Origin of the sequence: Pandoraea cepalis (assembly GCF_902459665.1) — a bacterium.
Lineage (GTDB): Bacteria > Pseudomonadota > Gammaproteobacteria > Burkholderiales > Burkholderiaceae > Pandoraea > Pandoraea cepalis.
Genome location: NZ_CABPSL010000010.1, coordinates 130,073 through 156,702, shown reverse-complemented (window position 1 = coordinate 156,702; position 26,630 = coordinate 130,073). Strand labels below are relative to the sequence as shown.

The 26,630-nt window shown below is 64.0% G+C and carries 26 protein-coding genes; 8 read left to right on the top strand and 18 right to left on the bottom strand.

Features of this window, described 5'->3' with window-relative positions; all coding sequences use genetic code 11:
- Positions 1-2: 2 nt before the first annotated feature.
- The 14 genes from lepA to PCE31106_RS14300 form a co-directional block, all read right to left on the bottom strand.
- The gene (gene lepA, locus PCE31106_RS14365; RefSeq protein ID WP_130026949.1) at positions 3-1,808 is read right to left on the bottom strand and encodes a translation elongation factor 4; all 1,806 of its coding nucleotides are present in this window, start codon (positions 1,806-1,808) and stop codon (positions 3-5) included.
- 199 nt (positions 1,809-2,007) lie between these two features.
- Positions 2,008-2,253, bottom strand: coding sequence for a glutaredoxin family protein (locus tag PCE31106_RS14360; RefSeq protein ID WP_017232511.1), 246 nt, complete (start codon positions 2,251-2,253; stop codon positions 2,008-2,010).
- A 12-nt stretch (positions 2,254-2,265) separates the two neighbouring features.
- Positions 2,266-3,753, bottom strand: a complete 1,488-nt coding sequence (locus PCE31106_RS14355; RefSeq protein ID WP_017232510.1) for a DegQ family serine endoprotease — start codon at positions 3,751-3,753, stop codon at positions 2,266-2,268.
- A 130-nt stretch (positions 3,754-3,883) separates the two neighbouring features.
- The gene (locus PCE31106_RS14350; protein WP_017232509.1) at positions 3,884-4,942 is read right to left on the bottom strand and encodes a MucB/RseB C-terminal domain-containing protein; all 1,059 of its coding nucleotides are present in this window, start codon (positions 4,940-4,942) and stop codon (positions 3,884-3,886) included.
- On the bottom strand, positions 4,943-5,638 hold the full coding sequence (locus tag PCE31106_RS14345; RefSeq protein WP_150563697.1) for a sigma-E factor negative regulatory protein: 696 nt from the start codon (positions 5,636-5,638) through the stop codon (positions 4,943-4,945). It abuts the gene before it with no gap.
- 38 nt (positions 5,639-5,676) lie between these two features.
- Complete coding sequence (rpoE, locus tag PCE31106_RS14340; RefSeq protein ID WP_017232507.1) at positions 5,677-6,276, bottom strand: RNA polymerase sigma factor RpoE; 600 nt, start codon at positions 6,274-6,276, stop codon at positions 5,677-5,679.
- A 167-nt stretch (positions 6,277-6,443) separates the two neighbouring features.
- Entirely contained in the window at positions 6,444-7,682 is a 1,239-nt protein-coding gene (fabF, locus tag PCE31106_RS14335) for a beta-ketoacyl-ACP synthase II (protein ID WP_017232506.1), read from the bottom strand.
- Between the two features lie 147 nt (positions 7,683-7,829).
- A complete protein-coding gene (acpP, locus tag PCE31106_RS14330; protein ID WP_017232505.1) occupies positions 7,830-8,069 on the bottom strand; it encodes an acyl carrier protein in 240 nt (79 codons plus the stop codon).
- A gap of 136 nt (positions 8,070-8,205) precedes the next feature.
- On the bottom strand, positions 8,206-8,955 hold the full coding sequence (fabG, locus tag PCE31106_RS14325) for a 3-oxoacyl-ACP reductase FabG (protein ID WP_017232504.1): 750 nt from the start codon (positions 8,953-8,955) through the stop codon (positions 8,206-8,208).
- 24 nt (positions 8,956-8,979) lie between these two features.
- Complete coding sequence (gene fabD / locus PCE31106_RS14320) at positions 8,980-9,909, bottom strand: ACP S-malonyltransferase (RefSeq protein ID WP_150563696.1); 930 nt, start codon at positions 9,907-9,909, stop codon at positions 8,980-8,982.
- A 140-nt stretch (positions 9,910-10,049) separates the two neighbouring features.
- Entirely contained in the window at positions 10,050-11,039 is a 990-nt protein-coding gene (locus tag PCE31106_RS14315; RefSeq protein WP_150563695.1) for a beta-ketoacyl-ACP synthase III, read from the bottom strand.
- A gap of 39 nt (positions 11,040-11,078) precedes the next feature.
- Positions 11,079-12,131, bottom strand: coding sequence for a phosphate acyltransferase PlsX (plsX, locus tag PCE31106_RS14310; protein ID WP_051060079.1), 1,053 nt, complete (start codon positions 12,129-12,131; stop codon positions 11,079-11,081).
- Between the two features lie 118 nt (positions 12,132-12,249).
- Positions 12,250-12,429: a 50S ribosomal protein L32 gene (gene rpmF / locus PCE31106_RS14305; RefSeq protein WP_017232500.1), complete on the bottom strand. Its 180-nt coding sequence runs from the start codon at positions 12,427-12,429 to the stop codon at positions 12,250-12,252.
- Between the two features lie 128 nt (positions 12,430-12,557).
- Entirely contained in the window at positions 12,558-13,160 is a 603-nt protein-coding gene (locus PCE31106_RS14300) for a YceD family protein (RefSeq protein WP_150563694.1), read from the bottom strand.
- Positions 13,161-13,339: 179 nt separating this feature from the next.
- Here PCE31106_RS14300 and PCE31106_RS14295 point away from each other — a divergent pair, with 179 nt between their 5' ends.
- On the top strand, positions 13,340-13,978 hold the full coding sequence (locus PCE31106_RS14295) for a Maf-like protein (protein ID WP_150563693.1): 639 nt from the start codon (positions 13,340-13,342) through the stop codon (positions 13,976-13,978).
- Positions 13,975-14,691: an SAM-dependent methyltransferase gene (locus PCE31106_RS14290; protein ID WP_150563692.1), complete on the top strand. Its 717-nt coding sequence runs from the start codon at positions 13,975-13,977 to the stop codon at positions 14,689-14,691. Before PCE31106_RS14295 ends, PCE31106_RS14290 begins: the two co-directional genes overlap by 4 nt.
- A gap of 90 nt (positions 14,692-14,781) precedes the next feature.
- Here PCE31106_RS14290 and PCE31106_RS14285 read toward each other — a convergent pair whose 3' ends face one another.
- The 4 genes from PCE31106_RS14285 to PCE31106_RS14270 form a co-directional block, all read right to left on the bottom strand.
- Positions 14,782-15,837, bottom strand: a complete 1,056-nt coding sequence (locus PCE31106_RS14285) for a S49 family peptidase (RefSeq protein WP_017232496.1) — start codon at positions 15,835-15,837, stop codon at positions 14,782-14,784.
- Between the two features lie 63 nt (positions 15,838-15,900).
- Positions 15,901-16,317, bottom strand: coding sequence for a Rieske (2Fe-2S) protein (locus tag PCE31106_RS14280; protein WP_150563691.1), 417 nt, complete (start codon positions 16,315-16,317; stop codon positions 15,901-15,903).
- A complete protein-coding gene (locus tag PCE31106_RS14275) occupies positions 16,314-16,976 on the bottom strand; it encodes an HAD family hydrolase (protein WP_017232494.1) in 663 nt (220 codons plus the stop codon). Before PCE31106_RS14275 ends, PCE31106_RS14280 begins: the two co-directional genes overlap by 4 nt.
- On the bottom strand, positions 16,963-17,967 hold the full coding sequence (locus PCE31106_RS14270) for an RluA family pseudouridine synthase (RefSeq protein ID WP_150563712.1): 1,005 nt from the start codon (positions 17,965-17,967) through the stop codon (positions 16,963-16,965). The genes PCE31106_RS14275 and PCE31106_RS14270 overlap by 14 nt, the downstream gene beginning before the upstream one ends.
- Before the next feature lie 621 nt (positions 17,968-18,588).
- On the opposite strand from PCE31106_RS14270, the gene PCE31106_RS14265 reads away from it, so the two are divergent.
- The 6 genes from PCE31106_RS14265 to PCE31106_RS14240 all read left to right on the top strand — a co-directional run bounded on the left by PCE31106_RS14265 (position 18,589) and on the right by PCE31106_RS14240 (position 26,627).
- The gene (locus PCE31106_RS14265) at positions 18,589-21,804 is read left to right on the top strand and encodes an Rne/Rng family ribonuclease (protein ID WP_150563690.1); all 3,216 of its coding nucleotides are present in this window, start codon (positions 18,589-18,591) and stop codon (positions 21,802-21,804) included.
- Between the two features lie 297 nt (positions 21,805-22,101).
- Positions 22,102-23,229, top strand: a complete 1,128-nt coding sequence (gene moaA, locus PCE31106_RS14260; RefSeq protein WP_017232491.1) for a GTP 3',8-cyclase MoaA — start codon at positions 22,102-22,104, stop codon at positions 23,227-23,229.
- Between the two features lie 268 nt (positions 23,230-23,497).
- Entirely contained in the window at positions 23,498-24,181 is a 684-nt protein-coding gene (locus PCE31106_RS14255; protein WP_150563689.1) for a hypothetical protein, read from the top strand.
- 40 nt (positions 24,182-24,221) lie between these two features.
- Positions 24,222-24,869: a molybdenum cofactor guanylyltransferase MobA gene (gene mobA / locus PCE31106_RS14250; RefSeq protein WP_150563688.1), complete on the top strand. Its 648-nt coding sequence runs from the start codon at positions 24,222-24,224 to the stop codon at positions 24,867-24,869.
- A gap of 86 nt (positions 24,870-24,955) precedes the next feature.
- Positions 24,956-26,239 (top strand): molybdopterin molybdotransferase MoeA, encoded by a 1,284-nt coding sequence (gene moeA / locus PCE31106_RS14245; RefSeq protein WP_150563687.1) that lies wholly within the window; start codon positions 24,956-24,958, stop codon positions 26,237-26,239.
- 103 nt (positions 26,240-26,342) lie between these two features.
- Entirely contained in the window at positions 26,343-26,627 is a 285-nt protein-coding gene (locus tag PCE31106_RS14240) for a hypothetical protein (protein WP_017232487.1), read from the top strand.
- Positions 26,628-26,630: the final 3 nt, after the last annotated feature.

Genomic DNA, 26,630 nt, shown 5'->3' with positions numbered 1-26,630 from the left:
CGTTATTTGTCTTCGACTTGCAAAATGGCAAGGAACGCTTCCTGAGGAATCTCGACACTCCCCACCTGCTTCATGCGCTTCTTACCTTCCTTCTGTTTCTCAAGCAGCTTCTTTTTGCGCGAGATGTCGCCACCATAGCACTTGGCCAGCACGTTCTTGCGCAAAGCCTTGATGTTCTCACGGGCAATGATGTTTGCGCCGATAGCCGCCTGAATCGCCACATCGTACATCTGGCGCGGAATGATTTCGCGCATCTTCGACGCGACCTGCGCGCCGCGACGGCGGCTCTCCGAACGGTGCACGATGATCGACAGCGCGTCGATCTTGTCGCCGTTGATCAGCATGTCGACCTTGACGACGTCCGACGTGCGGTACTCCTTGAACTCGTAGTCCATCGACGCGTAACCGCGCGACACCGACTTCAGACGATCGAAGAAGTCGAGCACGATCTCGGCCATCGGAATTTCGTAAATGAGGCGCACCTGACGGCCGTGGTATTGCATATCGATCTGCACGCCGCGCTTTTGCTGACACAGCGTCACCACCGAGCCGACATACTCCTGCGGCATGTACAGGTTGACCGTGACGATCGGCTCGCGCACTTCTTCAATACGGCCCGGATCCGGCATCTTCGACGGGTTTTCCACCGTGGTCACCGTGCCATCGCGCTCGACCACCTCATAGATCACGGTCGGCGCCGTGGTGATGAGGTCCATGTCGAACTCGCGCTCCAGACGCTCCTGCACGATTTCCATGTGCAGCAGGCCCAGGAAGCCGCAACGGAAACCGAATCCCAGTGCCTGCGAAACTTCCGGTTCGTATTGCAGCGAGGCGTCGTTGAGCTTGAGCTTTTCGAGCGATTCGCGCAGCGCGTCGTACTGGTTCGCCTCGACCGGGTAGAGGCCGGCGAACACCTGCGGCTTGACTTCCTTGAAGCCCGGAAGCGCCTCGGGCGCCGGCTTGGTCGTGGTCGTCAGCGCATGCGTGACGGTATCGCCGACCTTCGCGGCGCCCAGTTCCTTGATGCCCGAGATGATGAAACCCACCTGGCCGGCCGACAGCGACGGGCGCGGCTGCGACTTCGGCGTGAAGACCCCCACTTGCTCGACCGGGTAGGTCGCGCCCGTGGCCATCAACTGAATTTTTTCCTTCGGCTTGAGCGTGCCGTTGACGATGCGCACCAGCATGACCACGCCCACGTAGTTATCGAACCACGAGTCGATGATCAACGCTTGCAGCGGGGCGGCGGCATCGCCCTTGGGCGGCGGAACCTTGGCGATGAGCGCTTCGAGCACCTCTTCCACGCCGAAGCCGGTCTTCGCGGAGCAGCGCACGGCGTCGGTTGCCTCGATACCGATCACGTCCTCGATCTCCTGGATCGCGTTCTCCGGTTCGGCCGACGGCAGATCAATCTTGTTGAGCACCGGCACGACTTCCACGCCCAGCTCGATCGCCGTGTAGCAGTTCGCCACGGTCTGCGCTTCCACGCCCTGCGAGGCATCCACCACGAGCAGTGCGCCCTCGCATGCGGAGAGCGAGCGGCTCACCTCGTACGAGAAGTCGACGTGGCCCGGCGTATCGATGAGGTTCAGGTTGTACACCTTGCCGTCACGCGCCTTGTATTCCAGGGCGGCCGTTTGTGCCTTGATGGTGATGCCACGCTCTCGCTCGAGATCCATCGAGTCGAGGACCCGGGATTCCATTTCACGATCGGACAGACCGCCGCTCAACTGGATGATGCGATCGGCCAGGGTCGATTTCCCGTGGTCGATGTGGGCGATGATCGAAAAATTGCGGATATGGTCCATGAGGCGAGGCTAGAGAAGAGTCGGTGCCATCGGATTCGGCTCGGCAGCGACTTTCGAGAGAATCGGCAAACACGATATTTTAGCCGAAAGCGTGGCGATGCCGTCTGGAATCGCATGTATCGCGGCAGTCCATCGGAAATGGCGGGAAGCTTGGGACGATCGGGCGTCGTTCGAGGCAGGGAGGGGATAGCGCGAAACGTCAACCTGAGCGCAATGCGGCAGCGACCGCCGCTGCGTCGAAACGATACCGGCACAACTCGCGCTCGCCGAGCGCAAGCACCGGCACGATCTCGTCGTATTGCGCTTCCAGCGCCGGGTCACTGTCGACGTCGATGACGGTGACGGAGAAATTCCACGCCGGACGCATCGCTTCGAGCGCCGCAAGCATGTCATCGCAAAGATGACACCACTTGCGGCCATAGAGCGTCAGCGCCGGCGTATGCATGAGACAGCGGTATTACTTACCGGGCGTGCGCGGACGCAGCGGCACGAATTGCGTGGCATCGCCGCGCCGCACGAGGATCGGCACGAGGCGCTTCGGATCGAGCGCCTTGACCACGTCCTCGAATTGCTTCGCGCTGACGATGTCTGCATCGCCCACGCGCAGGATGATGTCACCCTGCTGCAAACCGGCCCGTCCCGCCGAACCTTCGGCTAGTTCGACCTGCACGCCACCGCGCAGCTTCATGTCCTTCTTCTGCGACTCGGTCAGGTCGGAGACCACCAGGCCCAGCGCATTCGGGTGGGGCGTGTCCGCACTCCCGCTCTGCGCCTTGGACGCCTTCGGCGTATCGGTATCGGCTTCCGCGACGGTGATGCGCAAGTCCTGGTTCTTGCCCTTGCGCAGCACCTGCAGCATCGCGCTCGAACCGGGCTTGGTCTCGCCGACCATGCGCGGCAGGTCGGTCGCATGATCGACGGCCCGGCCCTCGAACTTCATGATGATGTCACCCGGCTGCACCCCCGCCTTCTCGGCCGGACTCCCCGGCTCGATGCTGCGAACCAGCGCGCCTTGCGCCCGCGGCAGCCCCAGCGAATCGGCGACCTCCTTGCTGACCTCGCTGATCGCCACGCCGATCCGGCCGCGCACGACCTTGCCGCTCTTCTTGAGCTGGTCGGCTACGCGCATGACTTCGTCGATCGGGATCGCGAACGAAATGCCCATGAAGCCACCGGTCTGGCTATAGATCATCGAGTTGATGCCGACCACCTCGCCGCGCATGTTGATGAGCGGCCCCCCCGAGTTGCCCGGGTTCACGGCCACGTCCGTCTGAATGAACGGCAGGTAATCGCCGGTATCGCGGCCCTTGGCCGATACGATGCCCGCCGTTACCGTATTGTCGAGACCGAACGGCGAACCGATCGCCACCACCCATTCGCCAACGCGCAGTTTGTTCGAGTCGCCCACCGGCACGGTCGGCAGGTCCTTGGCGTCGACCTTGACCACGGCGACGTCGGTGCGCTTGTCCGCCCCCATCAGCTTCGCCTTGAACTCGCGTTTGTCGGTGAGGGTGACGTAGATACTTTCGGCGCCATCGACCACGTGCGCGTTGGTCAGGATGTAGCCGTCGGCCGAGACGATGAAGCCCGATCCGACGCCGCTGTTCTGCTCTTCATCCGGCTGCGGCTGGCCGCGTCGGGGCGTACCGCCCTTCGGGCCCGGCTGCTGCGGCAGGGGCACACCGAAGAAGCGGCGGAACAGCTCGGCCATGTCGCCGTCCATGCCGGGCGGCAAGCCACTCTGACTGCGGCTGACGCGCTCGGTCGTCCGAATGTTCACGACGGCCGGGCCGACTCGGTCGACCAACTGGGTGAAATCGGGAAGATTGCTGACGAGTGGCGCCGCCGACCCCGAGGCCGGGGCGGCAAAAGCAGCAGGTGCCCCCGCCAATTGCGCGGCAATGGCACCGCCAAGGATGACACGAAGCAGGAAGGTCTTCTTCATTGGAAGATCGTGGTGCGCGATAGTCTCGGAATGCTTGAAGGCAGTCCAGCCCTCCGACAGGGCATTGCGTCTGTCGGTGCCTCGCTGCCCGGACCGCACCGTCACCGGTCGCGGCCCACCCGACAGCCGGTCACTTCGCCGGCTGTTTGTACTCGATACTGGAAGCAAACTGCTGCAAGGTTGCCTGCGGCACTTCGCCAAGCAAGGTCAGCCAGTAGTCACCAAAGCGCTTGATGAGAATATTCGTCGCGCCGGCGCTGCCGTGGCCTTCCTTGCGCTCTCGCGTGGCCGGTTCGATAAATACCGAAAGTCCGGCCATGCCGTCTGAATATACCACCTGCTGGACTTCCAGCGGTTTGCCGTCGGCCGTCGATCGCATGGTGCGACGCACTTCGCGCACCGCCTTGAACCCCGGCACCTTCTTGTCGACGTCGATGCTCCAGCCGGCATCGGACAGATGCATCGGTACGATTTGCGGCTTGATGACATGCCAGCCATGCGTTGCCTGAATGGCGTGCACGATGCGCGCCTTCTCACTCGGCACACCGATCGAGATCTGCGAGAACGCCGCCTGCTCGAGCAAATGGCCTTCGGCATCGAGGGTCTGTGCGCGCAGCAACAGGCCGGTGTTGCGATCGGCCCACAACCGGTAGCCGAAGCGGTACTCGTCCTTTGGCGTGAGTTCGATCACCATGCAGTCAAAGCCCGCCATGCGCTCATTCGGCAGCAGCTTCGGTGCGTAATAGTCGAGCACATCGCGATTGGGCGTGGCGAGCAAGGCAGGGAACGAGTCCTTGCTCTCGCGCTTTTCCAGAAACACGGTCTTCTGCTCGGGAATGAGCGTGTAGACATCGTCGTTCTGCCGAAGAATGCGGCGCTGACGTCCGTCCAGCGTCTCAAGCGCTTCGTACTCGTTACCCTTCTCGGCGAAGTGACTGATCTTCGAAGAGCGCATGGTCGAACCACGCTGATAAACGAATGTACCGATGTAGTTTTGCGTCTGCGCCGCGCGATGGATCTTGTTGAGCCACGCGCCGACTTCGCGCCGCTCGATCAGCGGGTCGTTCGTCGGCGCCGAAGCCTGGGCCCACGCCTGCGATTGCAGCGTGGTCGCCAGCAGCAAGGCGAACAGGAAGAAGGTGCGCCCGATGGGCGCACGCGGCAAGGATTCGATACTCAGGCGCTGCATTTATTCGTCCGCTTGCGCCGAGGCTCGCATATAAGGGGAAACGCCCTGGCCGATCGGCGTCGGGGCATATTGCTGATGTGCCGCCAGATACTGGTCAAGCCGCGCATCGCGCAGCACGATCAGATCGTTCGGTGCCCCCGCACTCGCGCCGTTGGCCGCCACGGCGGCTTGCGACGGTTGCGACAGCGTAACGCGCGTGAGGTTACTGCCCCCGGCGACCGGCGTTGCGGCCTGTGCCAACACCTGCGGCTGCGTGCCGCCGGCTGGGTGATCCTGCAGACGCGGCACCACGACCCATGACAGCGCCGCCACAGCCGCCGCGGCAGCCGCCGTTGGCAGCACGCGGCGTACGCGCAGGAATGGATTGATACGGGTGACGCGCGAGCCCGCGGTCTTGGCGCCCTGCGCGGCGCTTGCCTGGGCATCGGCCAGTGCGGCCGGCGCGAGGAGGTGAGGCTCGGTTTCGAGGCGCGCCGAGAAGGCCGCCATGAAGGCCGACTCCGATCGCGGCAACGTCAACTCATCGGAACGCAGGGCGTCTCCAATCAGGTGGTAGTCGTCCCACAAAGGCCGGCCGGAAGCGTCAGCCTCATCCAGCAGGGCAGCCAGCTCGTCCGAATCGAATTCCCCGTCCACCAACGCGGAAATTCGCTCGGCTTGCAGCCCCCGCTGCGTTTGCACCGTCGCTGATCCCATGATATCCCCTAACGAAAATAACTTCCCCGGCGGCGCGCTCACCAGCGCTTGCCGTCAGGCGTGTCCAGCAGCGGCCTGAGCCGGCTGGCAATCGCTTCACGCGCCCGGAAAATTCGCGAACGGACCGTTCCGATCGGGCACCCCATGGCTTCGGCGATCTCTTCGTAGCTCAACCCCTCGATTTCCCGCAGGGTAATGGCCGTTCGAAGCTCATCGGGCAAAGCCTCCATCGCCGCGTTGACCGTTTGAGCAATCTGCTTGCTCATCAGCAACGACTCAGGCGTGTTGATATCCCTTAGTTGATCAGCCTCGGCAAAAGTTTCCGCTTCTTCAGCGTTCGCTTCAGTCGAAGTCGGTGCACGGCGTCCCTGCGTTGCCAGGTGGTTCTTTGCCGTGTTGACAGCAATACGATACAGCCAGGTATAGAACGCCGACTCGCCGCGAAACTGCGGCAAGGCACGGTAGGCCTTGATAAAGGCCTCCTGCGTCACATCCTCGACCTCGGCGGCGTCGCGCACGAGCCGCGATACGAGGCGGATGATCTTGCGGTGATATTTCGCGACCAGCAGCTCGAAGGCGGCTTTGTCGCCTTTTTGCACGCGCTCGACGAGCGCCTGGTCGATTTCTCGTTCACTCACCTGATTGGGATCCGTATTTTCTCTGGCGGCCAGGCCCCGGTCGGGCCTGATGGCTCCACGGCAGCACGGGCCACCGCGGCGGGAAGTGTCTGTTACGCCGCACGCCCGGGCACACTCACCGGAGCGTGGGTCAGCGGAACGGGACGCCTGCGCGGCGTCCCGCGAACTTAGACTCGCTGGAAGACCAGCGTGCCGTTAGTCCCGCCGAATCCGAAAGAGTTCTTCAATGCGACGTCAATTTTCAGATCGCGCGCCACGTTTGCGCAGTAATCCAGGTCGCAAGCGGGGTCCTGATTGAAGATGTTGATCGTCGGCGGCGACTTCTGATGATGAACGGCCAGCACGGTAAACACCGACTCCAGTCCGCCCGCGCCACCCAACAGGTGACCGGTCATCGACTTGGTCGAGTTCACCACGACGTTCCTGGCGGCATCGCCCATCAGGCGCTTGACGGCAACCGTCTCGGCGATATCGCCCAGCGGGGTCGACGTGCCGTGCGCATTCACATAGTTCACGGTATCGGCATTGATGCCGGCATCGCGCAGCGCGTTGGTCATGGCGCGCAGCGCGCCGTCGCCGTCTTCGCACGGGGCCGTCATGTGGTACGCGTCGGCGCTCATGCCGAAGCCCGTCAGCTCGGCGTAGATCTTCGCGCCGCGCGCCTTGGCGTGCTCGTACTCTTCGACCATCATCACGCCGGCGCCTTCGCCCAGCACGAAGCCGTCGCGATCCTTGTCCCACGGACGGCTGGCCGTCGCCGGATCGTCGTTGCGCGTGGACAGCGCGGTCATCGCGGCAAAACCGCCAATCCCCAGCGGCGACACCGTAGATTCAGCACCGCCGGCAAGCACCGCGTCGGCGTCGCCGTACTGGATCATGCGCGCGGCCTGACCGATACAGTGAAGACCGGTCGTGCAGGCGGTAACGATCGCCAGGTTCGGCCCCTTCAGGCCGTACTTGATCGACAGGTGGCCCGAGATCATGTTGATGATCGAGCCCGGCACGAAGAACGGGGAAATCTTGCGCGGGCCGCCTTTGAGCAAATCGTCATGCGTGTCTTCGATCATCGGCAGACCGCCAATGCCCGAACCGACCAGCACGCCAATACGTTCCGCGTTCGCTTCGGTGACGGCGAGGCCACTGTCTTCGAACGCCTGAATGCCTGCGGCGAGGCCGTAATGGATAAAGGTATCCATGCGGCGCGCTTCTTTGGCCGACAGATACTTCTCGGTCTCGAAGTTTTTGACTTCGCCGGCGAATTGCACCTTGAATTCGCTCGCATCGAACTTCGTGATGTTGGCGATGCCCGAACGGCCTGCGACCAGATTCTCCCAACCCTCGGCAACAGTGTTGCCGACCGGCGAGATCAGGCCCAGACCGGTAATGACGACGCGACGACGACTCACGATACTCCCCTTCTTCTGCTGGGTCTTACAAAACAAAAGCCACAGAGGCGACAGGGTTCGACCCTGTGCTCCCTGCGGCTGACAGGCATGCCTGGCGCCGGGAACCGGTCGGCACCCCGGCCGTCCAGGCGATCCTCCGCGGGCCTCTTAGGCCTTGGAATTGCCTTGAACGTAATCGATGGCTTGCTGCACCGTGGTGATCTTTTCAGCTTGCTCGTCCGGGATTTCCGTCTCGAACTCTTCTTCCAGTGCCATCACCAGCTCAACCGTGTCGAGCGAGTCGGCGCCGAGATCGTTCACAAAGCTGGATTCGTTCTTGACGTCAGCTTCGTTCACACCAAGTTGTTCGGCGACGATCTTCTTGACGCGTTGCTCAATGTTATCCATTCAAACCCTCCGGGGTAGTTAGTTCAGACAAGTGCGCGCATTTTAACAGGTTTGCCAAGCAAAGTTAGCCTGCGCCAAATAATGTTCAATATCGCTCAAAATTGCGCATTATCAGCACAATTCCGACGAAATTCCCTTAATTCATGAACATGCCACCGTTCACGTGCAGCGTCGTCCCGGTGATGTAACCCGCCTGCGGCGACGCGAGAAACGCCACGGCGTTGGCGATGTCTTCCGGCGCACCGAGGCGGCCCAGCGGAATCCGTGCCTTGAGCGCCTCGTGCTGCGCTTCGCCCAGCGCCTTGGTCATATCGGTGTCGATGAAGCCCGGGGCGACACAGTTGACGGTGATGTTTCGGCTGCCAATCTCGGCGGCCAGCGAACGGGCCATCCCGGCAACGCCCGCCTTGGCGGCCGCGTAATTGGCCTGGCCCGGGTTGCCCGCCGAGCCGACGACCGACGTCACGTTGATGATGCGGCCGCTGCGCGCCTTCATCATCGGCTTGATGACCGCTCGCGACAGACGGAAGATCGCCTTGAGGTTCGTGTCGATCACGTCGTCCCACTCGTCGTCCTTCATCCGCATGGCGAGATTATCGCGCGTGATGCCGGCGTTATTGACGAGGACGTCGAGCTTGCCGTACTGCTTGAGGATGTCGTCGAGTGCCGCAGCCACGCCTTCGGCATCGGTCACATTCAGGACGATGCCCTTGCCCGTCACACCGGCCTCGCTGAAATACGCGGTAATGCCCTGCGCGCCGGCTTCGCTGGTGGCGGTGCCCACAACCGTCGCCCCCTGGCGAGCGAGTTCGAGGGCAATGGCACGACCGATGCCGCGCGAAGCGCCGGTCACCAGCGCCACGTGGTTATCGAGTTGCTTGCTCATGAGAGAAATACCCTTGACTGTGTCTTACGAGAGTTGCGCGCGCACGTCGCCGAGCGACGCCGGATCGGTGATCGCGAGCCCGGTGAGCGTGCCGTCGATGCGCTTGGTCAGGCCGCTCAGCACCTTGCCCGGACCACATTCAACGACTTGGGTCACCCCCTGCGCCGCGAGCCATTTGACCGATTCGACCCAGCGCACCGGCGCCGCGGCCTGACGCACCAACGCCTCCTTGATGCGCGCCACGTCGGTTTCGACGGCGACATCGACATTGTTGACGAGCGGAATCTGCGGCGCGCTGAACGTCACGTCGGCCAGATATTCGCGCAGACGATCCGACGCCGGCTTGAGCAGCGACGAGTGGAACGGCGCCGACACCGGCAGCACGAGCGCGCGCTTTGCCCCGGCGGCCTTCGCCAGTTCGCAGGCTTTTTCCACGCCCGCCTTCGCGCCGGCAATCACGACCTGTGCCGGAGCATTGAAATTGACGGCCTCGACGACGCCCGCGGCCGATGCTTCGGCGCAGACATTGCGAACGGTGTCGTCATCCAGCCCCAGAATGGCCGCCATGCCCCCTTGCCCGACGGGCACGGCCTCCTGCATCGCTTGCGCGCGAAAACGCACGAGCGGCACGGCGTCCTTGAACGCGATGACGCCCGCGGCGACCAGCGCCGTGTATTCACCGAGGCTGTGGCCCGCAACGAACGCGGGCTTGGCACCGCCCTCGGCCAACCATGCGCGGTACATCGCGTAGGCGGCGGTGAGCATCACCGGCTGAGTGTTGGTCGTCAGATTGAGGTCTTCGGCCGGGCCGGCGGCGATCAGCTTGCCCATATCCTGCCCAAGGGCATCCGAAGCTTCGGCAAGGGTCTCGCGCACTACCGCGTTGTCCGCGAAGGCATCGAGCATGCCCACCGATTGGGAACCTTGTCCCGGGAAAACGAAAGCGAATGTCATAGCGCCTGGTTTTGCAGTCAGATTCAGAAACATTGCGGCACCCTGTCGCGCACCGACCTGGCGGCGTGGGGCGCGCCGCCCCACGCGGCGCCCCGAAGGCCCACCGTCAGGTCCGCGTGGCGCCTTGGCGCCGGGTCCACTTACATGCGGAACAGCACGGCGCCCCACGTAAAGCCGCCGCCCACGCCTTCGATCATGACGTTCTGGCCCGGCTTGATGCGCCCGTCACGAACCGCGACGTCGAGCGCCAGCGGAATCGACGCGGCCGACGTATTGCCATGCTGGTCGACGGTCACGACCATCTTCTCTTCCGGCAGTCCGAGCTTGCGGGCCGTGCTCGTCATGATGCGCAGGTTGGCCTGATGAGGAATCAGCCAGTCGATCGCCGACGCCGCCAAACCGGCCTTCTCAAGGGCCTCGTTGGCCACTTTTTCCAGCACGCGCACCGCCAGCTTGAACACGGCCTGGCCGTCCATATAGAGGAACGCTTCGCCCTGCACCGCGCCGCCGCTCACATTGCCCGGCACGCACAGAATGTTCGCGTGGCTGCCGTCCGCATGCAGCGCGCTCGCCAGAATGCCCGGCTCGCTGGACGCCTGCAACACGACCGCGCCCGCACCGTCGCCGAACAGCACGCAGGTCGTGCGGTCCGTGAAATCGAGAATGCGCGAGAAGGTCTCGGCACCGATCACGAGGACGTTGCGGTACGCACCGGTGCGAATGAAGTTGTCGGCCGTCGCCATGGCGTAGGCAAAGCCGGAGCAAACCGCCTGAATGTCGAACGCCGCGCAGCCGTTGTCGATACCGAGCTTGTTCTGCACGAGGCAGGCGGTGCTCGGGAACACGAAATCCGGCGTCGACGTGGCGACGATGATGAGGTCGAGCTGGTTGGCGCTCAAGCCGGCCATGTCGAGCGCGCGCCTGGCGGCTTCCACCGCCATGTCGCTGCTCGTTTGATCGGGCGCGGCGAAATGGCGAGCCTGGATACCGGTGCGAGCAACGATCCACTCGTCGCTCGTCTCGATGCCACGGGTGGCCAGCTCGTCGGCCAACTGCTGATTGGTCACGCGGCGCGCCGGCAGGTAGCTGCCGGTACCAACGACGCGGGAATGAATCGTGGACTGAGTCATCTTATGATCGGTTAGAGCGCCGGAGCGAGGCCGCCGGCGTCAGAGCGCCGGAATGGCGCCCACCGGCTTGTTGTCCTGGAGCTGGGTCTGATTCTCATGCATGGCGCGCGACAAACGGTCGAGCACGCCGTTGCGAACTGCATCATAGCCGCGTTTGATGGCCCATTCAAACGAGTAGGCATCGGCGGAGCCATGGCTCTTGATCACGAGCGCACGCAACCCGAGCAATGCTGCCCCGTTGTAACGGCGATGATCGACGCGGCTTTTGAAGCGGGAGAGAATCGGCAGCGCAACGACAGCGATCACCTTCGTCCACCACGTACGGGTGAATTCTTCGCGGATCATGTCGCCGAGCATTTGTGCCAGGCCTTCGGAAGTCTTGAGGGCAACATTGCCCACGAATCCGTCGCACACGACGATGTCGGTCGTGCCGCGATAGATATCGTTGCCCTCCACGTTGCCGTAGAAGTTCAGCGTGGAGCCGCGCAACAGCTCGCCGGCCTGCCGGATGACGTCGTTGCCCTTGATGACTTCTTCGCCAATATTAAGCAGGCCGATCGACGGACGCTCCTTGCCATCGACCGCCGCGACGAGCGCATGGCCCATCTCGGCGAATTGCAGCAAGTGGGTCGGCTCGCAATCGACGTTCGCGCCGAGATCGAGCATCGTGGTGTAACCGCCCTTCTGGTTCGGCAGCACGGTGGCGATGGCGGGCCGCTCGATGCCCGGCAGCGTCTTGAGCACATAGCGCGAGACGGCCATCAACGCGCCGGTATTGCCGGCGGATACGCAGGCTTGCGCGCGCGCGTCCTTGACCAGGTTGAGCGCCACACGCATCGAGGAGTCTTTCTTCCTGCGCAGGGCGGTCTCGACGGAGTCGTCCATCGCGACAACTTCGGTCGCGTTGACCACGGACAGGCGCGGGTGATCCGTCGCGCGCAACTTTGCGAGTTGCGCGTTAATGACCTCCTGCTGTCCGACCAGCACAAGTTCGACATCGTCGGTGGACTGCACGAAGCGAACCGCGGCCGGCACCGTCACCGATGGGCCGTGATCTCCGCCCATGCAATCGATCGTCAGGGTGACTGTCATGTCGACGTGATTGGCTTGCGGTACAGGTAACAAAAAAAGCGGCAGGATGAGTGCCGCTTTTGCCACATCGGACGATCAAACAGCGCCATGATGGGCGCGTATCGCCTGGAGGGCCGAGTTAGTCGTTCTTGGTCTTGATGACCTTGCGACCACGGTAGAAACCGTTCGGCGAGATGTGGTGACGCATATGCGTCTCACCCGACGTCGGCTCGACGGCAGTCGCCGGCGCGGTCAGGAAATCGTGCGAACGGTGCATGCCGCGCTTCGACGGCGACTTCTTGTTCTGTTGAACGGCCATGATAACTCCTCAAAATATCGCGAAATTTTAACACAGTTCGAGCGCCGCCCTACGGTGTCGGCCTGTCGGCCCGACCTGTGCGACTAACGCAAACTTGTACTTTGGTGCGCCGGAGACCCGGCCGCACGTTACTTTCCGTCCTTGTCCGGCGAGCGCTTGAGCGCTGCCAGCGCCGCGAACGGAGACGGCTTATCCTCTTCTTCGGGCGGCGGGGCAGGTTCGGTCAACCCGTCGTCGCCCGTGGCCAGGCTTTCGTGCACAGTCGGACACACCTCGTGCTTGGGCACGATCGGCAAAGCCAACAGCAATTCTTCCTCGATCAGCTCGCGCAAATCGAAATGTTTGGAGCCGACCAACGCCTCGAACTCATCTTCATCGAGGGGCCGGGCTTCCGCGGCCGCTTCGTCACGCACAACCTCGAAGGTCGTCTCCGAATCGAGCGGCTCCTGGTACGGCGTGAGGCATCGCTGGCATTCGAGCCACATCGGGCCTTCGACCGACAGCGTCAGGAACTGCGCCACCGTGGGCTTCCCGTCGGCACGCAGCACCTGCTTCTCGACGCCTTCGGCGCGCCAGTGGAACACGCCCTCGGCGCGCCCCGACGCCGAGACTTCGGCAGGCACTTCGGTTACCATGCGCGGCAATGCCGCAAGTTGCACGTCACCTTCCGCCACCCGGCCGGTACGCGCGAATTCGAACAGATCGACGATATATTCGTTCATCACGCTCATCCTTGCCTTTGGCGCATCTGAGCGCGTTTTCAACGTCCCCTGCCACTCGCAGCACCTTGATCCAATACCGTTTCCGGACGTTTGGACCCGTACCGCGCAGACTGGCGGGACCGAGCGCCAGATTGCAAAAGCCGTGAATTCTAAATAGTTTTTCGTTTCTCGTCAAACACTTAAACCTGATGACCGCACATCCCCCGCCACCCGTGATCCTGGCCTCCGGATCGCGCTATCGACGTGAGTTGCTCGAGCGCCTGCGCGTGCCCTTCACGGTCGACGTCCCGGACATCGACGAAACGCCCGCCCCCGGCGAGATGCCGCGCGATACCTCGCTGCGCCTGGCCCGTCAGAAGGCCCAGGCGGTGGCCGGGCGCCGACCGGGCGCCATCGTCATCGGTGCCGACCAGGTCGCCACGTTCGAAGGCCGCCAGATCGGCAAACCCGGCAATTTCGAGAACGCCATGACACAGTTGCGCGACATGCGCGGCAAGGTCGTCGAGTTTCACTCTGCCCTGTGCGTGCACGATGCCCGCAACGGCGAAAGTCAGGCCAAAGATGTCGTGACACGGGTGAAGTTCCGCAATCTGCCCGACGAGGCGCTCGCCGCCTATCTTCATGCGGAGACCCCCTACGACTGCGCCGGCGCCGCCAAATCCGAAGGACTGGGCATCATGCTGCTCGAAACCATCGAGAATGACGACCCGACCGCGCTCATCGGCTTGCCACTGATTGCGCTCACGACCATGTTGATGAACACCGGCATTCGCCTGCCAGGCCCCGGCCCCGGCCCCGGCCCCGGCGCAACAGGAGCGCCAGCATGAGCGGCACGCTGTATCTGATCCCGAATACGCTTGGCACGAACACCCGCGGCGGCCTGCCGGCGGTATTGCCTGAAGACGTCCGCAACGTGACGGCCGGCCTGACGTATTTTGTCGGCGAGCAGGCCAAGAGCACGCGAGCATTCCTCAAATTGGTCGGGGTGTCCACGCCGATTCAGGAAATCGATATTCGCGAGTTGAACGTCAACACGCCGGCAGCGGCCATCGATGCGCTCCTCGCGCCGATGCTTGCCGGTGCCGATGGCGGCCTCGTCTCGGAGGCCGGCTGCCCGGCCGTGGCGGACCCAGGTGCGCTGCTGGTGCGACGTGCGCACGAGAAAGGGGTGCGCGTGGTGCCGTTCGTCGGCCCGAGTTCGATCCTGCTCGCCTTGATGGCCAGCGGACTGAACGGGCAGAGTTTCGCCTTCCACGGCTACCTGCCGACGGACGCGGCCGATCGTGCGAAGCGCTTGCGCGAACTCGAACAACGCTCGCGCAAGGAAAAGCAGACGCAAATCTTCATCGAGACGCCCTATCGCAACAAGGCCATGCTAGATGCGCTACTGCAGACCTGCGACGCGTCCACGCTGCTGTGCGTCGCGGTCGACGTCACGCAGGACGGCGAGCAGATTGTCACGCATCGGATCCAGGGATGGCCTCAGGCGCGTATCGATCTGCACAAGCGCCCCGCCATTTTCCTATTTCTGGGCCAGTAACGCCCGCTATCGGCATCCGCAAAAGACAACGCCACGGAGAACTTCCGTGGCGTTGTCGCTTGCGTGCTTGCGTTCCGCGGTGCGTCGGCGTTACTTGAGCGAGAGGGTCGCGCCCATCATCATCGTCTTCATCGCCGCGGCACCCACGGCCGCACCGAAACGTCGCGCCACGCGCTCAGGCAAGTTTTCCTTGACGGTGTAGTCGACGAGATTCGGCGCCTTGAGTACGTCGCGGGCCACCGAATCGACCGTCCCGAGGCCGTCCGACAAACCCAGCTCGATTGAACGCTGGCCCGTCCAGAACAGGCCGCTGAACAGATCCGGGTCGTCCTTCAGTCGATTGCCACGCCCCTTCTTCACCGCGCCGATGAACTGCTGATGGACCTGCTCGAGCATGTCGAGGGCATACGTCTTCTGTTGATCCGTCTGCGGCGAGAACGGGTCAAGGAACCCCTTGTTACGCCCAGCCGTCAGCAATCGCCGCTCGATGCCGAGCTTGTCCATCAACCCGGTGAAACCGAAGCCATCCATCAACACGCCGATGGAACCGACGATGCTCGCCTTGTCGACGTAGATCTTGTCGGCGGCCGCCGCAACGTAGTAGCCGCCCGAGGCACAAATCTCTTCGACCACGACATACAGCGGCTTCTTCGGGTACTTCGCCCGCAAACGCATGATGTCGTCGTAGATCATCCCGGCCTGAACCGGGCTGCCGCCAGGGCTGTTGATGCGTAGAATCACGCCCGCCGCCGACGAGTCTTCGAACGCCGATTCGAGCGCCGCGTTGATCTTCCGGGCGCTCGCCTGACCGTCGGGCGCGATCTCGCCGCTCAGCGTGACCAGTGCGGTATGTTTGCCGGAGCCCGCGCCGACCGTTGCCGTACCGCCATCGAAATCGGAAATCGACCAGATGACAAGCGCGACGATCGCCAGCGCCAGCAGCCGGAAGAAGATTTTCCAGCGGCGCGACGCGCGTTGCTCGCGAATGCCGGCCATCAACACCTTTTCCAGCATTTCGCGCTCCCAGAGCTTCACCTCGCCCGGATCGCGGCCCGCGCCGGCCCCCGCTGCCGACGACGACCGCCCACCGGGCGGAGGAAAACCAGGTTCGGTGCGGGGCGAATCAGGCGGCAGGGCGTCAGCCATAAAGTATCCAGAGAACTTTGGGTAAAAAGCGAAAACTGCGATTGAAACCGGGATGTCGTATCGTCAGACTGCCGACGGTCCGGGCGCTTCGATGTACGCATCGGGCCACCAGACGACGGTCGTGTGAGCGGCATCACCCCCGTTCGGGTCAGCCGAGCGCTCCTCCACGTGCACGGGCTGCAGCGCACCGCCGCGACACGGGCCACCAACGCAATGCCCCGTATCGGGCTCATAGGTTGCGCCGTGCGTCGCGCACATCAAGTATAAGCCGGACGTTTCGAAGAACTGCCCCTCAGACCAGTCGAGTTCCATCGGCACGTGGGCGCACTGATTGAGATAGGCATAGACGTGCCCGCCATAGCGAATCACGAACGCCGGGGTACGACGACCGCTCACGCATACCTCAAAACGCACGCCGCGCCCCCCATCCTCGAGCGCAGCGCCCGCGCAGATCGGCAGCGGCACGACAGACTCGCTCACACGCGCTCCAGCAGCCAGTCGCGCAGCTCGGCCACGCTCCCGGCGCAATACGCAGGCTCCAGCGCCACCAGTTGCTCGCGCGGATGCGCACCGCCGTAAGCCACGGCCACGGCGGACGTTCCGGCACTGTGCGCCATCTGCAAATCGTGCGTGGTATCGCCGATCATGACCGTGCGACGCAGGTCCTGACCGAGTTCGCGCGTCAGCTCTTGCAGCATGGCCGGATGCGGTTTCGAAAATGTCTCATCGGCGCAACGCGTTGCGTCGAACATCCGCATCAGCCCGGCGGCTTCGAGCGCCCGGTTCAGACCGACACGCGACTTGCCCGTCGCCACGGCAAGAAAACGCCCCCGCGCGCGCAAGGCTTCGAGCAGCTCACGGATTCCGGTGAACAACACGGTCTCCTTGTCGCCTATCAAATAATGAAAACGATAGCGCTCAGACAGGCGCGGATAGTGCGCAGGGTCGAGGGACGGCACGGCCATTTGCAGGGCATCGCGCAGGCCGAGGCCGATCACGTGGCTCGCGATCTCGTCGGACGGCACGGGCAGCCCCAGATCGCGGCAGGCGGCCTGGATGCAGCGGGTAATGGTGGGCGTCGAGTCCATCAACGTCCCGTCCCAGTCGAACACGACCAGGTCGAACTCAGGGCTTGGCATCGGCAGAAGCGCCTCGAAGTTGGTTCAGAAATTGCTGACATTCTGGCGGTAACGCAGCTTCCAACGCAATCGGCGTATCTAAAACCGGATGGTTGAACTTCAGCCGCCACGCGTGCAGAAACATCCGCTTGATGCCGGGACGGGCGCCGGGACGGGCCAATGTCTTGTTCAGCGTGAAGTCGCCGTACTTGTCGTCACCGACGATCGGCGTACCGCAATGCGCCAGGTGAACGCGAATCTGATGGGTCCGCCCCGTTTTCAGTTCCGCTTCGAGCAACGTATAGGGCGGATGCGACTCCATCATGCGAAATACGGTGTGCGATGCCTGACCGTCTTCCTGTACACGCACGCGACGCTCGCCCTCTGCCGTCACATACTTATACAGTGGGGCCTTGACCGCACGCTGACGGTCCCGCCATTCGCCCGTGACGCAAGCCAGGTAACGCTTGTCCATCCGGTTGTGCCGGATCTGCTCGTGCATGCCGACCAGCGCCGAGCGCTTTTTCGCGAGCAGCAGGATCCCCGATGTTTCTCGGTCGAGACGGTGCACCAGCTCGAGAAACTTCAGGTGCGGCAGGGCGCGGCGCAGCTGCTCGATCACCCCGAACGACACGCCGCTGCCGCCATGCACCGCCACCCCGGCCGGCTTGTCGATCGCCATGAGGTAATCGTCTTCGAACAACACGGGGAAGGTGGCGGCGGGAACGTAGGCCGGCGCTTCGGCAGCCGGCGCGGCAACGCGAACCGGTGGAATTCGGATGATATCGCCAAGCACAAGGCGATAGGTAGCGTCTATTCTTCCTTTGTTTACGCGCACTTCACCGCTACGCAAAATGCGGTAAATGTGACTTTTCGGCACGCCTTTGCACTCGCGCAAGAGGAAATTATCGATCCGCTGGCCGGCCGAGCCGTCGTCGACTTCGACCAGTCGAACCTGCGGCGGAGACGCCGGCGAAACCATTTTCTGCCGATTTTTGCCTAACTCATTCATTATGAATATAATTTGCCCAACAGAGGTGGCGGTAGCGGGAATCATGCCAAATCCCCACCTCTGTCGGTGCTGACCTCAAAACGGTATTTTACTTGCACCCCGGGCAGGCTGCTCGTCCGGTGACCCTGGAGCAGCGAGCGCACGCACATCACGCAGCGTCGGCAGGAAGTGGGCCCATAGGCCGCTTCGGTCGCAGCGCGCGGGATGCGGATAGAGTTGGTGGTTATAGAATTTTTTGGTGGTCAGCCCGGGTTCGATTGTCTGGGCTGATCGCTTTGCTGAGTATCGTTCGCGCAAGAGTCTTGGTGAGGCGCCGTCACAAGAAGAAAAAGTGTCGGCAGGCGCCCCGAGAAAACGCTGATGAAGTTTCTCGTCCAGTATCTCTTGGTAGGGACTGCAAGCCCGAAGTGATCCGCGCCGGGCCGGAATTTTCCGGTGCCTCGGCGGATCCGGGTGAGCGCGATAACGTATTCGCTGGCGCCATTGCGTCCGTTGGCCTCATCGCCCGGACCCCCCGGCAATTCTTCCACTCCCGGCTCGAACCTCGCGTGTTGGATAACTCGAGTGATACGTGCCCGACGCACTGCACATTGGCAACTGCGGCGGGTGGGAGTCGTTTTCATGAAACGCATGTTGTTCAACGCCACGCAGCAGGAAGAACTGCGCGTGGCAATTGTCGATGGGCAGAAACTCATCGATATCGATATCGAGACGGCCGGCCGCGAACAGCGCAAAGGCAATATCTACAAGGGTATTATTACCCGTATCGAACCCTCCCTCGAAGCCTGCTTCGTCAACTACGGCGAAGGCCGTCACGGCTTCCTGCCGTTCAAGGAAGTCGCCCGCGCGTACTTCCGCGAGGGTGCCGATGTGCGCAATGCGCGCATCCAGGACGCCCTCTCCGAAGGCCAGGAACTCATCGTTCAGGTCGAAAAGGAAGAGCGCGGCAACAAGGGCGCCGCCCTCACGACCTTCATCTCGCTGGCCGGCCGCTACCTCGTGCTGATGCCGAACAACCCGCGTGGCGGTGGCGTGTCGCGCCGCATCGAGGGCGAAGACCGTCAGGAACTGCGCGAGACGATGGGTCAGCTCGAACTGCCGGAAGGCATGAGCATCATCGCCCGCACCGCAGGCATCGGCCGCTCGGCCGAAGAGCTGCAGTGGGACTTGAACTACCTGCTGCAACTCTGGCGCGCCGTCGAAGGCGCCGCCACCAACATCGAACTGCCGCGCGACTCGGCGCTGATCTATCTCGAGTCGAGCCTCGTCATTCGCGCCATCCGCGATTATTTCCAACCCGATATCGGTGAAATCCTCATCGATACGGAAGAAATCTCCGAGCAAGCGCGTAACTTCATGCAGGTGGTCATGCCCGATCACCTCAATCGCGTGAAGCAATATCGCGACGACGTGCCGCTATTCTCGCGTTTCCAGATCGAGTATCAGATCGAAACGGCGTACGCACGCCAAGTGCCGCTGCCTTCGGGCGGCGCGATCGTGATCGATCACACCGAAGCGCTCGTGTCGATCGACGTGAACTCGGCGCGCGCCACCAAGGGCGCCGACATCGAGGAAACGGCGCTTCGCACCAACCTGGAAGCGGCCGATGAAGTGGCGCGCCAGCTGCGTCTGCGCGACCTGGGCGGCCTGATCGTGATCGACTTCATCGACATGGAGTCGGCCAAGAGCCAGCGTGAAGTCGAACAACGTGTGAAGGACTCGCTCAAGCACGATCGCGCACGCGTCCAGATGGGCAAGATCTCGCGTTTCGGCTTGATGGAACTGTCGCGCCAGCGCCTGCGTCCGTCGCTGTCGGAAGGCACGCACGTGACCTGCCCGCGCTGCAATGGCACCGGCCACATCCGCGACGCTGAATCGTCGGCCCTGCAAGTCCTGCGCATCATCCAGGAAGAGGCGATGAAGGAGCACACGGCAGCCATCCACTGCCAGGTCCCGGTCGAAGTCTCCGCGTTCCTGCTCAACGAAAAGCGCCAGGAAATCAACAAGATCGAGGCACGCTTCAAGGTCGGCGTGCTGCTGATCCCGAACAAGCATCTCGAAACGCCGCACTACAAGCTCGAGCGCCTGCGTTTCGACGATCCGCGTCTGGATACCCCGAGGGCCAGCTACGTCCTCGCCGAAGAGGCAGCGCGTGCCCTGGAAGAGGATCCGGCGGCTTACAGCAAGAAGAAGGAAGACGTGCGCCCGCGCCAGGAAGCCGCCGTCAAGGGCATTACGCCTGAACAGCCGGCACCGGCCGCGCAACCGCGTCCTGCCCCCGTCGCCGCGACCGTACCCGCGCCCGCAGCCCCCGCACGCAGCGGTGGCTTCATCGGCTTCGTGAAGCGCCTGCTGGGTCTCGAGCCTGCGGCCCCGGCACCGGTTCAGGTCGAAGAACCGGCCAAGCCTAACGTTCGTCCGCCGCGCGAGCGCCACGAACGTCCGCATCAGCAAAACCGCAATCGTCGTGGCAATGCTCGCGACGACAGCAAGTCCGGCAAGGACAACGCCGGCCAACCGGCGCGTGAGGGCCGTGAGGGTCGCGAGGGCCGTGAAGGCCGCGCCGCCCGTCCGGAACGTGCCGAGCGCAGCGAACGCGGTGATCGCAACGAGCGTCAGGAAGGCCGTGACAAGCGTGAGCGCGACGAAGCGCAGCCGCGTCAGCCGGCTCAGGACGTGCGTGCCGAGGAAGGTCGCGAGCCGCGCGAAGGTCGCGAACGCGGCAATCGTCGCGACCGCAACGAGCGTCGTGATCGTCGTCAGCCCGAAGGGGAAGACGGCCAGCAAGCCACGCCGCAACGCGTCGCCCAAGCCGCCCCGCTCGTCGCAGAGCAGGAAGATCTCGAACAGGATCGTCTGACGGCGCAGGTCGAAGGCGCACCGCTTCTCGCGGGCGAGGAAGGCGAGCAAGGGGGTGAAGAGCGCCGCCGCAGCCGTCGTCGCGGTCGCCGCGGTGGCCGTCGCGAGCGTGAGGCCAATGAGCAGCAACTCCATGGCGAAGGCGATCAGGCCGAAGACGCAACATCGACCGGCGAGGAAGGTGTCCACGCCCCGGTATTGACGCACGAAGCCGTCGACACCACGGCGATCGATGTCCCGGCTCGTGCGGCAGCGCCCGTCATTGCGGCAGAGACTGTCACGGCGGCCGATGTGCCGACGGTGCAGGTCGAATCGACGCCCGCCCCGGTTCACGTCGAGCCGGCGGAAGTCCCCGTGGCACGCGTGACCGAAGCCGCGCCGTTCGCGCTGCCGGAAGTCTCGTCGCCGGTCATCGCCGAACCGATCGCCCCGGTCAACGTGGCACCGCTGCCTGCAGTGGAAGTCGCCGCACCGGTGGTCCCGCCGGTCAGCGCGCCGTTGCCTGCCGCCACGCCGATCCCGGCGCAGCCTGCCGTCCCGGCCGAGGCCCTGACCGAGATCGCCGCCACGGCAGCCATTGCCAGCACCCCGGCGGACGTCAGCCCCGCGCCGACGGCACCCGCCGCACCGTCGACGCCGGTGGAGATGGTCGAAACGGCGAAGCCGGTGCAAACGCCGGCACCGACCGCACCGACCGCAGCGGTAGCCACCGTTGCCGCGACGGAAGTCGCGACGACTCGGCCGGCCCCGGCCGCCGTAGCGCCCGCGCTGGAAAGCACCGAGCTGGAGTCGTCGCTCGCAAGTGTGGGTCTGGTCTGGGTCCACACGGACGCCGACAAGCACCGCGCCGCCAAGGAGGCCGCAGCGCAAGCTGCACCGGCACCGCATGTGCCGCGCGAGCGCCGTCCGTCCACGCCGGCCAGCAGTGACCCGATGGAGCAAGTGGAAACGCGCGGCTCGTCGGATCACGTGGCCTAACGTGCCATAGCGTGACGCTCAGGCGGCGGCACCCGTTCCGCTGGCGACCATCCGCCTGACGTGATGTTGGAAAAGGAGGCTTCGGCCTCCTTTTTTGCCATTGGGGATCGCTTTTCGCCTTGCGACCCCACGTTGTCCCGACTTGTGCTCGCCCGGCCCGCCCCGTATCGTGACGCTCAGAACGGGTTTGACGTCCCGCAGCGAATGCCTGGGTCCCGATATCCGATGCTTATTTCGTTGGCGTCGGCGGCCAACAGGCCAATTCGTTAGAATGGAGACGCAAGCCAAGGCCCCACCATGACCGAAACGATCATCCGACTTACCGATCTGCGTAGCGACGCGCGTTATGCGACGTATTCCCCGCAAGCGCCCGCGCAAGTGCGCGCTGCCACCGGCCATCTCGAAGATGCGCTGGCGCGGCCACTGCACGACCTGCGAATCTCGGTGACGGATCGTTGCAACTTCCGTTGTGTCTACTGCATGCCGAAGGACGTGTTCGGCAAGGACTATGCATTCCTCCCGCAATCCTCCCTGCTGTCGTTCGAAGAAATCGAGCGGGCCGCGCGCCTGTTCGTCGACCATGGCGTGGAGAAGCTGCGCCTCACGGGAGGCGAGCCGCTGTTGCGCAAGCACATCGAGCGTCTGATCGAGATGCTCGCCCGCCTGCGCACACCGTCGGGCAAACCGCTCGACATCACGCTCACCACCAACGGGTCGCTGCTGGCGCGCCGGGCGCAATCGCTCAAGGATGCCGGGCTCACGCGCGTGACGGTCAGCCTGGATAGCCTCGACGATACGATTTTCCGGCAGATGAACGATGTCGACTTTCCGGTCGACACAGTGCTGGAAGGCATTGCGCAAGCCCAACGCGTCGGTCTGGGCCCGGTCAAGGTCAACATGGTCGTCAAACGCGGCACCAACGATGGCGACATCGTGCCCATGGCGCGGCATTTTCACGGCAGCGGCGTGATGTTGCGGTTCATCGAGTACATGGACGTCGGCACGTCGAACGGCTGGCGGATGGACGAAGTGCTGCCGTCGGCCGACGTCATCGCCCGGCTGAACGAGGCCTTGCCGCTCGAGGCGCTCGAGCCGAACTATCCCGGCGAGACGGCCCAGCGTTGGCAGTATCGCGACGGTGGCGGCGAAGTCGGTGTCATTTCATCGGTCACGCGCGCTTTTTGCGGCACTTGTTCGCGCGCACGCCTGTCTACGGAAGGCAAGTTGTATCTATGCCTGTTCGCGAGCGCCGGTTACGACCTGCGCACGCTGCTACGCAACGGCGCGAGCGACGCGCAGATCTCGACCGTCATCGGCGACATCTGGCAGGGTCGCACCGACCGTTACTCCGCCTTGCGCACGGCGGCGACAGGTCTGCCCGAAAACGCCCCCCCGAAAGTGGAGATGTCCTACATCGGCGGTTGAACGGACCGGGCACGGTGCCCGTCCGCTCGTCCGCACACTTTCGTAATATCGAACTCTCACTCGACTCATGATTTTTGACGCCCCGGACGCCCATTGTGTCCGAGACTCCCTGAAGATTTCCCGGCGTGTCTCGCCCCCGCGCGCTCGCCTTGCGGCCCGACGTTTCGTCGCCGTCAGCCTGAGCGCTCTGACCCTGTTGTCGGCCGCCTTCGCGCCCGCGATGGCGCGTGCCGATTGCGACCCCGCCGGCCGCGACGTCGCAAACCGTGTGATGACCTACACCGGCCAGCTCGGCGAGCGCAATCCGTTGCGGCTCGTGCTGCGTCCGTCGTTCGGCGGCAAGCTCGAAGGCCGTTATGCCAATGCCTCGTCGCTGGGCGACACGTACCTCACGGGCAAGCTGGAGAACAAGTCGCGCCTGCATCTGACCGAGTTCGACGCGGGCGGCATGCCGCGAGCGACCTTCGACGGCGATTTCGCCGCCAACGACGAGGTTGACCGCCAACGCGGTGTGTCGTCCAGTTGCGAGGTCATTTCCGGTCAATGGAAGGATCTTCGCAATGGGCGCTCGGTGCCGTTCGAGCTGGCGCTCGCCGGCGTTCAGAACGGTAAGCTCGATCACCTCTACGGCGTTGCCGGCGTGGACGACGACGAAACGGTCAATCGTGCGGCCATGCAGTTCCGCAAGGGGGTTCTCGACGACCGGCGCGACGTCGTTGCGCAATCGATTCGCTATCCGTTGCGCGTGTCGTTGCGCGGCAAGACGATGATGCTTCGGAACCCGAAATCGCTGCTCGCGCGCTACAACGAGATATTCACCGACGGTTATGTGCGCACCATCGGCGCGGCCGTGCCGCGCCTGATGTTCGCGCGCGATCAGGGCGTGATGCTGGGCAACGGCGCCGTCTGGTTCGATGCGTCCGGGCGCGTCATCGCGCTCAATCGGTCCTGACCGGTTCGCCGCCCGCCCATCGCCCTGGAATTCTGCCGCCATGACTACCGCGCCGATCCTTCGTAGCGCCATGACCGGCCTGGTCCTCGCAGGGGGGCGAGGCCAACGCATGGGCGGACGCGACAAAGGCTTGCAACGATTCGCCGGCCGAACGCTGGTCGAGCACGTCCTCGAACGAATGCGGCCACAGGTCGCGACGTTGCTGATTAGCGCCAATCGACATCACGATGCCTATGCCGCGTTCGGCGAGCCAGTCGTGTGCGACGCGACGCCGGACTTCGCTGGCCCGCTCGCCGGCATGTTGGCCGGCCTGCGCGCCACGCGCTCGGACTACCTCCTCACCGCACCGTGCGACTCACCCTACCTCCCCGAGGATCTTGGCGAACGACTGGCGGCCGCGTTGAGCGCCGCTGGCGCCGACGCCGCCGCACCGCCTCTGGCGGCCTATGCCGTCACGCCACAGGGGCCGCATCCGGTCTTCGCCCTCTTGCATCGCACGCTCGCCGACGATCTTGCCGCCACGCTCGCGGCCGGCGAACATCGCGTCAGGGCGTGGCTGGCACGCCACAAGGCCGTACAAGTTCACTTCGGCGACGAGCGTCCGTTTTACAATGTCAACACGCTGGACGACCTCCAACCCGATACCTCCGATAGGCCCGATACGTCCGACACGCCGCGCGCGCCCTGACATTGCGGACACCGACGCGGCCCGATCTGTCGCCACCGCATTGACGGGATTCATGCCGGGGACTTGCCGGATGACGACGCCACACCATGACTACACTTGACGAAGCCCTGGCCGGCTTGCCGGACTACGACCCCAACCATATGACGGTCGAATCGGCGCGCGCCATCATTGCGCGCACCGCGCGTCCGGTGTCTGCCATCGAGCAGGTCGCCGTGCGCAGCGCGCTGGGCCGTGTGCTGGGTCGCGACGTCACGTCGCCGCTCGACGTTCCCGCATTCGAGAATGCCGCCATGGACGGCTATGCCTTCGCCGGCAGCGTACTGGCCGCCGGGGGCGACGTGCGCCTGCGCGTGGCCGGCCGTTCGTTCGCTGGCCATCCGTTCGACGGCGTGGCCGCGCCCGGCGAATGCGTGCGCATCATGACCGGCGCCTTGCTGCCCGCCGGCTGCGACACCGTCGTCCCCCAGGAACAGGTGCAGCGCGAAGGCGATACCGACATCGTCACTTTTGCGGCCAACGCCGTCACGCCCGGACGCCACGTGCGTCACGTTGGCGAGGATCTGGCCGCCGGCCACACGGCGCTGCATGCGGGCAAGCGGATTCGCCCGGCCGCGCTCGGCCTGCTCGCCTCACTGGGGATTGGCGAAGTGCCGGTGCGCCGCCGCATTCGCGTCGCGTTCTTCTCGACGGGCGACGAACTCCGCTCGGTGGGCGAACCACTCGCGCCGGGCAATCTCTACGACAGCAACCGCTACACGCTGTTCGGCATGCTACAACGTCTGGGTGCCGAGGTGCTCGACCTGGGCGTCGTGCGCGACGACCCGCAAGCGATCGAGGACACCCTGCGCACCGCTTGCCGCGACGCCGACGCCGTCATCACGTCGGGGGGTGTCTCCGTTGGCGAGGCCGATTTCACCCGTGAGATGATGACGCGCCTGGGCAATGTCGTCTTCTGGAAGATGGCGATGCGCCCGGGCCGACCGTTCGCCTTCGGCGAACTCGAGACCGACGGCCATCGCGCGCTGCTCTTCGGCTTGCCGGGCAACCCGGCCGCCGTGATGGCGTCGTTCTACCACCTGGTTCGAGACGGGCTGTTCGCGCTGATGGGCGCCGAACCGCAAGTTACGCCTAACCTGCCGGTGCCGACGACCACGGCCATTGCCAAGCGTCCCGGCCGGACCGAATTCCTGCGCGGCATTCTCGCCGCCGACGCGCAAGGCCGCTGGCAGGTGACGGTGGCCGATGCACAAAGCGCCGGCATTCTGCGCACGATGAGCGAAGCGAACTGCTTCGTCACGCTGGACACCGCTCGCGGCGATGTCGCGGCGGGCGAATTGGTCGACGTCATCGCGTTCGACGGATTGGTTTAGCGCGAGTCTCTCGAATCCCCCCTAAAGCGAAGCAGCGAAATTGCGATATATTGCCGGCGTCGGCGCTTCGACGATGTCAGCACCCAACCGAAAGCACACGTCAATGACAACAAAAAAGCAAATCACGTATATCAGTCCTGGCCAGACGGCCAAAGCGCTGGTGCTGGTCTATCTCACTTTCAGTATTCCGATGGTGCTTCTGGCCTTCCTCGCAGCGTTCTACCGCTACGGCGAACTCCCGGGTCTCGCCTTCATTTCCGCGCTGGTCCTGAACGCCATCGTCGGTTTCGTGCTGCTCTGGGTCGCCTGCCATGCCTACAACTGGGTGGCGGAGCGCTTCGGCGGCATCGAAGTTGCCCTGAGCGACATCCCCGACGAAGAGTGCTGACCT

Excerpts from the sequence above, each read along its gene's own strand:
- lepA (WP_130026949.1), bottom strand. The coding sequence starts at position 1,808 with ATGGACCATATCCGCAATTTTTCGATCATCGCCCACATCGACCACGGG.
- fabG (WP_017232504.1), bottom strand. The coding sequence starts at position 8,955 with ATGAGCAAGCAACTCGATAACCACGTGGCGCTGGTGACCGGCGCTTCG.
- PCE31106_RS14285 (WP_017232496.1), bottom strand. The coding sequence starts at position 15,837 with ATGGCTGACGCCCTGCCGCCTGATTCGCCCCGCACCGAACCTGGTTTT.
- PCE31106_RS14300 (WP_150563694.1), bottom strand. The coding sequence starts at position 13,160 with ATGAGCGTGATGAACGAATATATCGTCGATCTGTTCGAATTCGCGCGT.
- moeA (WP_150563687.1), top strand. The coding sequence starts at position 24,956 with ATGACTACACTTGACGAAGCCCTGGCCGGCTTGCCGGACTACGACCCC.
- plsX (WP_051060079.1), bottom strand. The coding sequence starts at position 12,131 with ATGACAGTCACCCTGACGATCGATTGCATGGGCGGAGATCACGGCCCA.
- rpmF (WP_017232500.1), bottom strand. The coding sequence starts at position 12,429 with ATGGCCGTTCAACAGAACAAGAAGTCGCCGTCGAAGCGCGGCATGCAC.
- PCE31106_RS14350 (WP_017232509.1), bottom strand. The coding sequence starts at position 4,942 with ATGCAGCGCCTGAGTATCGAATCCTTGCCGCGTGCGCCCATCGGGCGC.
- PCE31106_RS14345 (WP_150563697.1), bottom strand. The coding sequence starts at position 5,638 with ATGGGATCAGCGACGGTGCAAACGCAGCGGGGGCTGCAAGCCGAGCGA.
- mobA (WP_150563688.1), top strand. The coding sequence starts at position 24,222 with ATGACTACCGCGCCGATCCTTCGTAGCGCCATGACCGGCCTGGTCCTC.
- PCE31106_RS14240 (WP_017232487.1), top strand. The coding sequence starts at position 26,343 with ATGACAACAAAAAAGCAAATCACGTATATCAGTCCTGGCCAGACGGCC.
- acpP (WP_017232505.1), bottom strand. The coding sequence starts at position 8,069 with ATGGATAACATTGAGCAACGCGTCAAGAAGATCGTCGCCGAACAACTT.
- PCE31106_RS14270 (WP_150563712.1), bottom strand. The coding sequence starts at position 17,967 with ATGAATGAGTTAGGCAAAAATCGGCAGAAAATGGTTTCGCCGGCGTCT.
- fabD (WP_150563696.1), bottom strand. The coding sequence starts at position 9,909 with ATGACATTCGCTTTCGTTTTCCCGGGACAAGGTTCCCAATCGGTGGGC.
- PCE31106_RS14355 (WP_017232510.1), bottom strand. The coding sequence starts at position 3,753 with ATGAAGAAGACCTTCCTGCTTCGTGTCATCCTTGGCGGTGCCATTGCC.
- PCE31106_RS14295 (WP_150563693.1), top strand. The coding sequence starts at position 13,340 with ATGACCGCACATCCCCCGCCACCCGTGATCCTGGCCTCCGGATCGCGC.
- PCE31106_RS14360 (WP_017232511.1), bottom strand. The coding sequence starts at position 2,253 with ATGCATACGCCGGCGCTGACGCTCTATGGCCGCAAGTGGTGTCATCTT.
- PCE31106_RS14290 (WP_150563692.1), top strand. The coding sequence starts at position 13,975 with ATGAGCGGCACGCTGTATCTGATCCCGAATACGCTTGGCACGAACACC.
- PCE31106_RS14315 (WP_150563695.1), bottom strand. The coding sequence starts at position 11,039 with ATGACTCAGTCCACGATTCATTCCCGCGTCGTTGGTACCGGCAGCTAC.
- moaA (WP_017232491.1), top strand. The coding sequence starts at position 22,102 with ATGACCGAAACGATCATCCGACTTACCGATCTGCGTAGCGACGCGCGT.
- PCE31106_RS14275 (WP_017232494.1), bottom strand. The coding sequence starts at position 16,976 with ATGCCAAGCCCTGAGTTCGACCTGGTCGTGTTCGACTGGGACGGGACG.
- PCE31106_RS14265 (WP_150563690.1), top strand. The coding sequence starts at position 18,589 with ATGAAACGCATGTTGTTCAACGCCACGCAGCAGGAAGAACTGCGCGTG.